8 protein-coding genes are annotated in these 8,499 nt (G+C 68.5%); all 8 read right to left on the bottom strand.

From position 1 onward, the window contains the following. Nucleotides 1-73: 73 nt before the first annotated feature. From RTU05_RS15825 to RTU05_RS15790, 8 genes are read right to left on the bottom strand one after another with little or no spacing between them, the layout of a single operon-like run. Nucleotides 74-526, bottom strand: a complete 453-nt coding sequence (locus RTU05_RS15825; RefSeq protein WP_312599299.1) for a hypothetical protein — start codon at nt 524-526, stop codon at nt 74-76. After that, nucleotides 526-996, bottom strand: coding sequence for a MazG-like family protein (locus RTU05_RS15820; protein WP_312599298.1), 471 nt, complete (start codon nt 994-996; stop codon nt 526-528). The genes RTU05_RS15825 and RTU05_RS15820 overlap by 1 nt, the downstream gene beginning before the upstream one ends. Beyond that, on the bottom strand, nt 996-1,379 hold the full coding sequence (locus RTU05_RS15815) for a M15 family metallopeptidase (protein ID WP_312599297.1): 384 nt from the start codon (nt 1,377-1,379) through the stop codon (nt 996-998). The genes RTU05_RS15820 and RTU05_RS15815 overlap by 1 nt, the downstream gene beginning before the upstream one ends. Nucleotide 1,380: 1 nt before the next feature. Next, nucleotides 1,381-1,773: a hypothetical protein gene (locus RTU05_RS15810; RefSeq protein WP_312599296.1), complete on the bottom strand. Its 393-nt coding sequence runs from the start codon at nt 1,771-1,773 to the stop codon at nt 1,381-1,383. Continuing rightward, complete coding sequence (locus RTU05_RS15805; RefSeq protein WP_312599295.1) at nt 1,773-4,241, bottom strand: hypothetical protein; 2,469 nt, start codon at nt 4,239-4,241, stop codon at nt 1,773-1,775. The genes RTU05_RS15810 and RTU05_RS15805 overlap by 1 nt, the downstream gene beginning before the upstream one ends. 54 nt (nt 4,242-4,295) lie before the next feature. After that, on the bottom strand, nt 4,296-7,043 hold the full coding sequence (locus RTU05_RS15800) for a hypothetical protein (RefSeq protein WP_312599294.1): 2,748 nt from the start codon (nt 7,041-7,043) through the stop codon (nt 4,296-4,298). Continuing rightward, nucleotides 7,040-7,267 (bottom strand): hypothetical protein, encoded by a 228-nt coding sequence (locus RTU05_RS15795; RefSeq protein WP_312599293.1) that lies wholly within the window; start codon nt 7,265-7,267, stop codon nt 7,040-7,042. Before RTU05_RS15795 ends, RTU05_RS15800 begins: the two co-directional genes overlap by 4 nt. Nucleotides 7,268-7,287: 20 nt before the next feature. Further along, nucleotides 7,288-8,397: a hypothetical protein gene (locus tag RTU05_RS15790; RefSeq protein WP_312599292.1), complete on the bottom strand. Its 1,110-nt coding sequence runs from the start codon at nt 8,395-8,397 to the stop codon at nt 7,288-7,290. Nucleotides 8,398-8,499 lie beyond the last annotated feature (102 nt).

Here is an 8,499-nt window from a genome sequence, read left to right as displayed (position 1 = left end):
CAGCAGCTCGGCCGGCGGCGTCTCGCGCACCGTGCGCACCACGACCTCGGGCGGCGGCGCGACGGCGGGGGGCTTAGCGCAGGCCAGCAAGGTCGTTGACAGCAGCAGCCCAGTCGCCGCCAACACGATCATCTTTGACTGCCGCATCGGCCGCCTCCATTCGGGTCAGGGCGTCGGTCGCCCGTTTGGCATAGACGGCCGCCAGGGCCGCATCCGCCGCTTGTTTGCCTTCGCGGCGTTCGAGGTCGGCCAGCATGGCGTCCAGCGATCCGCTGCGGACCTGTTCGCGGAAGGCGACCAGGGCGACGACGCGGCCGTTGCACCGCTTGCCCCAGTCCTTTTGCCTGGAGCCTTCGGGCTGGAACGGCTCGCCGGCCGAGGCGCAGATTTCCCGCGCCTGGGTCAGCAGCAGGGCGCGATCATCCTTGGCCTTCTCCAGCCAGAAATAGACGGCCGCCGCCCCCGCCAGCACCACCAGCAGGGTCAGGAACTTTCGATAGGTGCGGAACAGGGCGAGGAGGGGCATCAAGCCGATCCCTTCGTCAGGAACGCCACGATACGTTCGGCGAGCGCATTAGCCGCGCCGGCCGCCACAACAGGATCGCTGTCGCTCAGCATATCCCGCATGTGGAAACCGAAGATCAGGGCCCCAAGGTTGAGCGACGGATCCAGCCGATGCGGCAGCCCCACCTTCTCGGAGGTCGCGTTGAACTTGGCGACGACGGCTGCTTGCAGATCGACGCCAGCGGTGATCGCGCAAAGGTCTGCGCAGATCACCACATCGGCCAACTCTTCGCCCAGATGCTCTAGAGTGTCGCGCGAGCCAGCCCAGCCATGCCGTTCGCGCTCGAGCTTCTTGATGACGTTGCAGGCCTCGCCGGTTTCACCGGCAAGCTCGTTGCCCCTGAAGGACAGGCTGGGCTGCTTAGTTTCGTCAGGACACCACGCCGCCTGGCGCGCGATGTTGGCTTCGTGCAGAGCGGCGAGCGTCAGCATTAAAGAAACCTCTTCCGATCCAGTTCGAAGTGCGGGCCGTCTTTCAGCGTCTTCCAGTCGCCGCCCCACACGATGGGCGAACCGCGCTCTAGCGCGGCTTGCTTGAAGGCGGCGGCGATCCGGCCGTAGAGCGGCCAGTCCCAGCGCACCGAACCTCCGACCAGCGCGACGACATCCACCGCGTGGCCCGTCAGGTGACGGCTGTTCATCGTCTGCGTCGCCTTGGCGGCGAACAGTTCCTTTTGCCGCGTGACGCTGCGCAGCCCTTCGGTGATCTTGAAGTCCACCGGCGTCAGCTCAATGGCGCGTTCGACGATGGCGACTAGCTCGGGATGCACGCCGACCAGGCGTGCGCGGCTGGCCTTTGACAGGTTGAACGCCATGTCAGCCTTCTCCTTCAGTGTTGGGGGGAACCGGCGCGGCGCCGCGACGCGGAACCCAGCTGCCGAGATTGGTGAAGAACAGCTTCAGCCCGCCGGACGCCCCGGCGATGAAGGCCTCGCGCAGGGGCTTGTAGGCCTTGAAGGCCAGCGTCCCGACGACGAAGCCGACGGCGTTGATCAGGGGCAGGGGCCAGTGGAAGACATGGCCGGCGGCCGGGACCAGGAAGGCGGCGAAGGTCACGCCCACGGTCCATTGCGCCAGGCGGTCGCGCCAGCCCAGGCCGGGCTCCCACATCTGCCCGATGGCCGCGCCGACCGCGCCGGGCACGAACGGCTCCAGCCAGTGACGGGCGGCGTCCCAGACCGCGAGCAGGGCATGATCGGAGGACCGCATCAGTTGGTCGCCACATGGCCGACGACGGTCATGGCCGCCGCCGCCCCAGGGCCGCCGGTGTTGTTCGGCGCGGACTGCAGCTGCAGCCGTGGGGTCGCCCCATTCAGCACAGCCCGGATCACCAGGCCGGGGCCGTTCCCCATATATTTCCAGCCATTGTCGAAATACAGGTTGAAACAGACCGAGGGGACCGCGCCGCCGATGGCGATGTCTCCGGCCGTGGCCATGACCGACGATCCCGCCACCGCGTCGCGGCCGACGCCCAGGCGGGTCTGGACCCGCATCGAACCGTCGATATTGAACCGCGCCACGACATTGGCGGAGAAGGCGCTGCCGGCCGCGCCGGTCCCGGCCTGATACACAGCCAGGCCCGCCTCTTCGTTCTTCAGATAGGCGGCGGCGCCGGTCGATGCGCGACGGAAAGCCGCCCCGTCATAATAGCTGTTGAAGAAGGCCGCCGCCCCCGCATAGGCCATCGCCATGTCGCCCACGGCATACAGGGCGTGCGAGCCGGACAGATAATCCTGGGCGCCCAGGAACAGTTTGAAGGCGCCCATCGGCAGTTTCGCAGGCCCGAACTCGTCCACGCACCCTGCCGAGTTGAACCGCGTCCCGCCGATGGCGACCGGCAGGGTCGCCAGTTTGCTGAAACTGCAGCCGACCATCGACAGCGCGCCGCCGGCCTCGGGAGGGGCGTAGACTGCGAGCTTGCCCGCCGAACTGTCGACGCTCAGCGGATCGCCGAAAGAGACGCCGTCGATCCTCAGATCGGTCGCGGTCGGCTCCATGTAGATGCAGGGCTCTGACGACGTCCCGTCCGAGTTCCAGCGCTTGCAGGTGCCCCCCTCGATCCGAACCGAGACGCCTCCAACAGTGATCATCCGGCTTTTGGACGCATAGCCGCGCGGCTTCTCGATCGATACGTCGCGGGCGTTCGCCCCGATCTTGATATGCTCCAGGGTCGAACTGTTCAGATACAGCGCGCCGTTGAACCAAACCCCGTCGGCGTCGTCGATCTCGATGGATCGCGACCTCACATAGTCGATCTGGGTGTTGTTGAAGGTGATGAAGTGCGGCCGCTGGTTCGCGTCGCCATTGCGACGGTCGCCCACCCACAAGGCCTGCGCCCCGCCGCCCTTGACGATCCGCACGCCGGTGCAGTCGAAGGTGTGCCAGTAGCCCCGGACGGCGAACGCCGGATTGGGAGAGGTAGGCCCCGCCTCGTCGCCGGCGCCGACAATGACGACATCATAGGCGAAGCCGCGATCTCCCCGTCCGGCGCGCGGATCGGCCCCGCCGCCCTCGCCGGTGCCGTTCAGGACGATACCGGTGTTCCGATAGGCTTCGACGTGGATGTCCGTCAGTTCCGGGTCCAGGCCGTTGCGGATGCTCATGGCGTTGAACGGCACCCACAGCCAGATCGACTTGAACTGCGGATTGGCGACGCCGTGGCAGTCGATCACCCAGGCCGTGGACAGCCAGCCCCGGATGTTGAGGCCTTCCAGACCGCCCCCGCGCTGGGTGAAGCCGCCGGGAACCGACGGGTCGAAGGCGTTCGCGCCCCATTTGAACACGGAGTTGGACCCGCTCGGCAACAGACGGATGTCGCAGCGGTCTGTCGCGATCTCATAGGCGCCGGTCCAGATCGCACGCCCCTTGCTGACGAAACTGACGTTGTCCGACAGGATCGGCTTGACCCAGGACAGCGGGATGCCGCCCGCCACCACGAAGCGCGGCAGTATGAACCGCACACCGCTCGGCGCGTTCGCGGCCGCCCAGTCGACCGCCGCGTCAAAGAACGGCTTCCAGTCCGGCGCGTCGATATCCGTGACGAAATCCATCAGCGGCTTGTCGAAGGGCAGGCGATACTGCTCCAGCCGCGCATTGAACCCGGCCGTGTCCGCGCGGGTCAGATTATCGCCGTCGCGGGTCGCCTTGTCCTCGACACCCGCTAGGGCCTCTTCCGACTTGGCCAGCGCCTCGCCGATGCTCTCGGCGGCGTTGGCGGCCAGCATGACCTCTTTCGCCGTCGGCGGCGTTTGTCCGGGCGCCACCTTGATCGCCAGGTCCTGCTCGTCGCTGATCTCCTCGGCGATCCGCATGGCCCGGTCCAGGGCGCGTTCGGTGGCGCGCGGCTTGTGGCCCTCAGCGTCGGGCAGGGCGGTCGATTGGCGACGGGCGGTCCAGCGTCTCAGGATCAGGCGCGTCGCGCCCGGTCCATCCGCCACCCAGCCGCCGGCCGGCACGGCGGCGGGCGTCAGGGTCACCTCGCCGCCGGTCGCCTCCGGCCCCGCGCTGGTCAGGGTGTAATCGACGTTCTCGACCAGGTCCGGCCCTGGCACGCCGCCGGTCTCGATGAAGACCCACACGTCGTCGGGACTGACATAGGGCCAGACCGTGCTGAACGGCCCGGTCTCGTCGCCGGTCGGCGTCAGCACGGTGATCGTCGGGGTGGGCGTCGTCGTCATGACGCCACACTGGGGCGGCCCCGGAAGGGGGCGGACGAACCGCCGTAACGGCCGTCAGGCCCCGATGGCTTCCGAAGGGCTGACGATGAAGCCGGCGCCGGTCTGGTCCTCCACCCGCTTTTCGTAGCGCGCGACGCTGCCGGGGCTGATCGCCTCCTGGATCCGGTAGAGCAGCAGGTAGTCCAGGGCGGTGCGGGCGTAGAACAGGTTTAGGAACGGCGTATTGTCCTTGGCGAAGCGGAAGCCCGCCGCCGGCACGTCTTCCAGGCGCTCGGGATCGCCGCTGATCAGGTCGGCCATGATCCCGCGCAACTTCTCCGCCTCGCCCACGGCCGGACCGGCGAAAGCGGACAGGGTCGCGGGCATGCCGTTGCGGCTGGCCTCGCCGAAGAAGAAATCGCCATACAGGCCCAGGCCGCCGCCCTGCAGCAGCGACGCCAGGAACAGCTTGCCGCCCTGGAACTCGCCATCCTCGTCCGTCATGGGTCGCAGCTCGCGGCCCTTGGCGACCTGTTTGGCCTGAAGCGACAGATAGCCTAGGGCTGTGCTGGCCAGGATCAGGTGGGCGAGGAGGGCGACGGGGGCCTGCCCGGCGTAACCCTTGGCGGCCGGGGCGACGTGGCGGCCCATGATCGCGGCCGAAAAGCTCCAGAACTGAGTGAAGCTGCGCACGGCCTCGCCCCACACGGTGCCGGGCTTGATCCCTCGCGTCATCGCCACCCGCTCGCGCGCCCGCGCCTCGGTCATGGCGTCGTCCAGCACCCCGCCCACCATGGCCTGCACCCGCACGCGCAGATCCTCGCGCAGGCGGCGCGCCGCCTCGGGCGTCGCTTCCTTGCCGGTCAAGCCCGCCCGCTTGAACAGATCGCGGTCCGACAGCCCGTCCAGGGCCTCAAAGGTGAAATAGCGCCGCCCGGCCGGCTCGGCCGTGGCCGCCGCATCCAACGGCGCGTCCAGCCCCGCTTCCGGCCTCGACCGCATCCCGGCGAACCCTTCTGTCCGGGCGGCGTCCAGCGAGACCAGGCCCTTGCGCACCAGCTCCCAGTCGTCGGCCTCGATCCCATAGCGTTCCAGCGTCTCGCGCGTCCCGGCGTTCAGCGCCGCCCACGGATTGGCCGCCTCGGCCCCCAGGTGCGCCGAATACATTTCCGCCACGCCGCGACGCAGGCCGTCCTGCCAGAACTCGAACAGGTTGACGCGATAGAAGAACCGTTGCGCCTGGGCCGCCCACCCCAGCGGCCCGTCCGCCGCATGGAACCGCCCGGTCAGATGCGCCGCCGCCGACCGCGCCCCGACGTCCAGAAGGTCGGCCGCCGCCTTGCCCTCGGCCCCCTGCATCCGCGTCACGCCGGCCAGCGCGCCGTTATAGCCGTCCAGCCAGGTCGCGCCCGCCCGCTTCATCGCCGTGGCCGCCAGCGACGTGTCCGATAGGCCCGAAAGCACCATCCCCCCCAGCTTGGCCAGGGACTGCTGCATTCGGATGGACCGGCCGATCATGGCCAGACGCAGACTGTCCGGCTGATTGCCCGCCCCGGTCAGCTCGTCGAACTCGGCCCGGCGCTGCGCCCGCATCAGGCGATTGGCCGCGCCCACGTCGCCGCGCGCCCGCGCCTCGGCGTGCAGCTTGCCCACGGTGTTTTCGAACATCGCCTCCGGCGCCGGGCCCCAACGGTTCATCAGGGCCGTGTTGCGCGCCGCCCGTTCCAGCTCGGCCATGGCGTTCGCCAGCAGCGAGCCGCGCCCGAACCGCAGCGCATAGTCGTGAGCGTCGTCCGGCGTCTTGTAGTGCAGCACCCGGTGCTTGGACACGCTGCGCGCCTTGGACGCCGGCGGTCGGAAATCCCCGATATCGTCCAGCCCGCCCAGAACCTCGGACTTGCCCGACACGATGTCGAACCAGACCCGATACAGAAACACCTCGCGCACATCGGCCGCGTCGTCGATAGCGCCCGCCCGCTGCAACGCCTTGGCGTCGTCCAGCCAGCCGTCGTCCACGTCTCGCGCCTCGATCCCGGCGAACGTCTCGTCCGCCAGTTTCGGCCGGATGAAGTCGCGCCATTCGCGGAACGCCCGGCGGCTCGCCTTCAGGCTCGCGCCCTTCATATCCTTGATGGCCGCCAGCCCGCCCGCCTGGAACTCGCGCCAGAAGCCGCCGGACACGCGCAGCCGATCATGGCTCTGACGCCCGGAATAGCCGTCCAATCGGCCGATCCACGCCCCGACGTCGTTCTGCATCAGTCGGCCTTTTTCGCTCAGGCCGTTCAGGATCTCGGCGACCTTCAGGGCGTCCGCGTCGCCGGTCGGCTCGATGTCCGCCCCGTTCAGCCGCGACCGTTCCCGGCGGATCGCGCGTTCGAACCCTTCGTCGACGGCGAACCCCGACAGCCTGTCCATCAGCCCGGCGTCCCGCAGCTGGCGTTCCGCCTCGCCCCACAGAGCCGTGGTCCGCGCCCGCGCCTCGGCGTCCACGCTGAACGAGGCCGCCAGGCCCTGTTTTTCCGACCCGACGTTATAGGCCTTCAGCCGGTCGGCCTCGTCGCCCACGGCGGTCATCGCCGCCAGCTGGGCGTCGATCTTCTGGCTGGCCCGCGCCGATGCGACGCGTAGCCGCTGCTCGCTCAGGCGGGCGAACAGCTCCTCCTTGGTCAGCTCGGCCGCCGCCTCCTGGATCGCCGCCCGGTCGAAGGCCTCGCCCTTGCGCTGCGCCTTCTTCAGCATCCGGTCCAGGATGTCGTCGATCTGTTCGTCGCTGAAGGCGTCGCCCGTCGCCATGCGGACGGGCTGGTGACACACGCGGCTCATGACGCCCTCTCGACGGTCAGTCTGAAATCGGCGGCGATCAGGGCGCCGCAGTCGCATTCGAAGCCCGGTTGTTCACGCAGACGCCAGACACCGGCGGGGTCTTCCTGAAAGTCCAGGTCGCGCGTCAGCAGATGAGTGATGTCGCAGGCGGGACAGTCGAACTGCACCTGGTCGGGCATGACCATGACGCAGGCGAGGACGGGGCGGGGAGGGGCGATCTTCATGGCCGTTAACGAATCAACGGTCATGCGACAATATCGGACGCAAGACACACGGCCGCCGCACGTATGGCCTCCGCCACGGTGGACGGATCGCTGGCCCCTGTGGACGGTTCGACCCTCACGCCCGCCTCGGCCGCCAGCGCCTCGGTGTCCGCCATCAGGGCCTTCAGCTCGGGATCGGCGTCGATGAAGGCGGCCAGGCGCGCCGTCGCTGTGCTGTCCGGGGAAGCTCTGACGGGTGCCGGGATCGTGTAAACCGGGCTGTCGTCCGTAGTCCGATAGTATGGCGTGTAGGGGTCAGCTTTTAGCGTCGCAGCAGGATTGCGTTCGACTGCATACCCCCTTTTCTGCAAGGCGTCCCAGACGCGCGCAGCCTTTACGCTGACTTCATAGTCACTGAGCAACGCCTTACCGCTCGATGCAGCCTCCTGCGCGGCGCGCTCATACATTGCCACTCCGAGACCGGCTCCGCGCGCTTCTGGTCGCAGCTCCGACTTCTCAATCTTCAGGGCGCCATCTTCCACCCAGCCGAAGATACCGTCACTTACGCTCAGCCCCTTTGCGGCCGATGTCGCATCATCTGCGACGACAAAGAATGTCGCCCGACCATCGCCATCCTGCCCATACTGGACATCGAACCCATGGATCGGGCGGTCTACACGCGCGAACTGGCCTTCATTCTGTCGGCCAGTTCGCTCAGCGCCTCGCTGGCCCTCTGGCTGCTGTCGTGTTCCTCCCGGTCGCTGGCCGTCAGGCTCAGCCGGTCGAAGGTCGAGGCCAGCAGGCTCAGCCGTCGCCCCCGAAAGCTCTCTTGTGGACCAGAGGGGTTCGTCGCCCCCGGCGTAGGCGAGGCCGGTTCGGCCTTCGCCTTCGGCCCCGGCGTATTTCTGGATGAGGGTGTCGAGGAAGGCTCGGCCATCGGGTGTCGCTCCAAACAGGTCGGGGCCGGTCGGCGTCTCGGCGGCCCCACGGGCATAGTCTCTCAGCGCCTCGGCGATCCGTTCGCTCCCGCGCGGTTTCGTCAAGGCCTCGTCGCGATACATCAGCCGGATCAGGGCTTCGGTCTCGGGCGTGACCGCCTCGCCGCCGAACAGGCCCATCTGGCCCAGCCGGGTCTCCAGCAACTCGCCCATGCTTATTCTCCCGGCCCGCGCTTCGCGCATCAGGGCCACGGCGCTGGTCAGGGCGGGCGTCAGGTCCATTTCCGCCGGGGCGGCGGCGCGCATCCTGGCCCA

The sequence above is a fragment of the Brevundimonas sp. genome, assembly GCF_032017145.1.
In the GTDB taxonomy this organism is placed as follows: Bacteria; Pseudomonadota; Alphaproteobacteria; order Caulobacterales; family Caulobacteraceae; genus Brevundimonas.
Note: the sequence above shows the minus strand (reverse complement) of the source record. Positions and strands in the feature narration are given on the sequence as shown.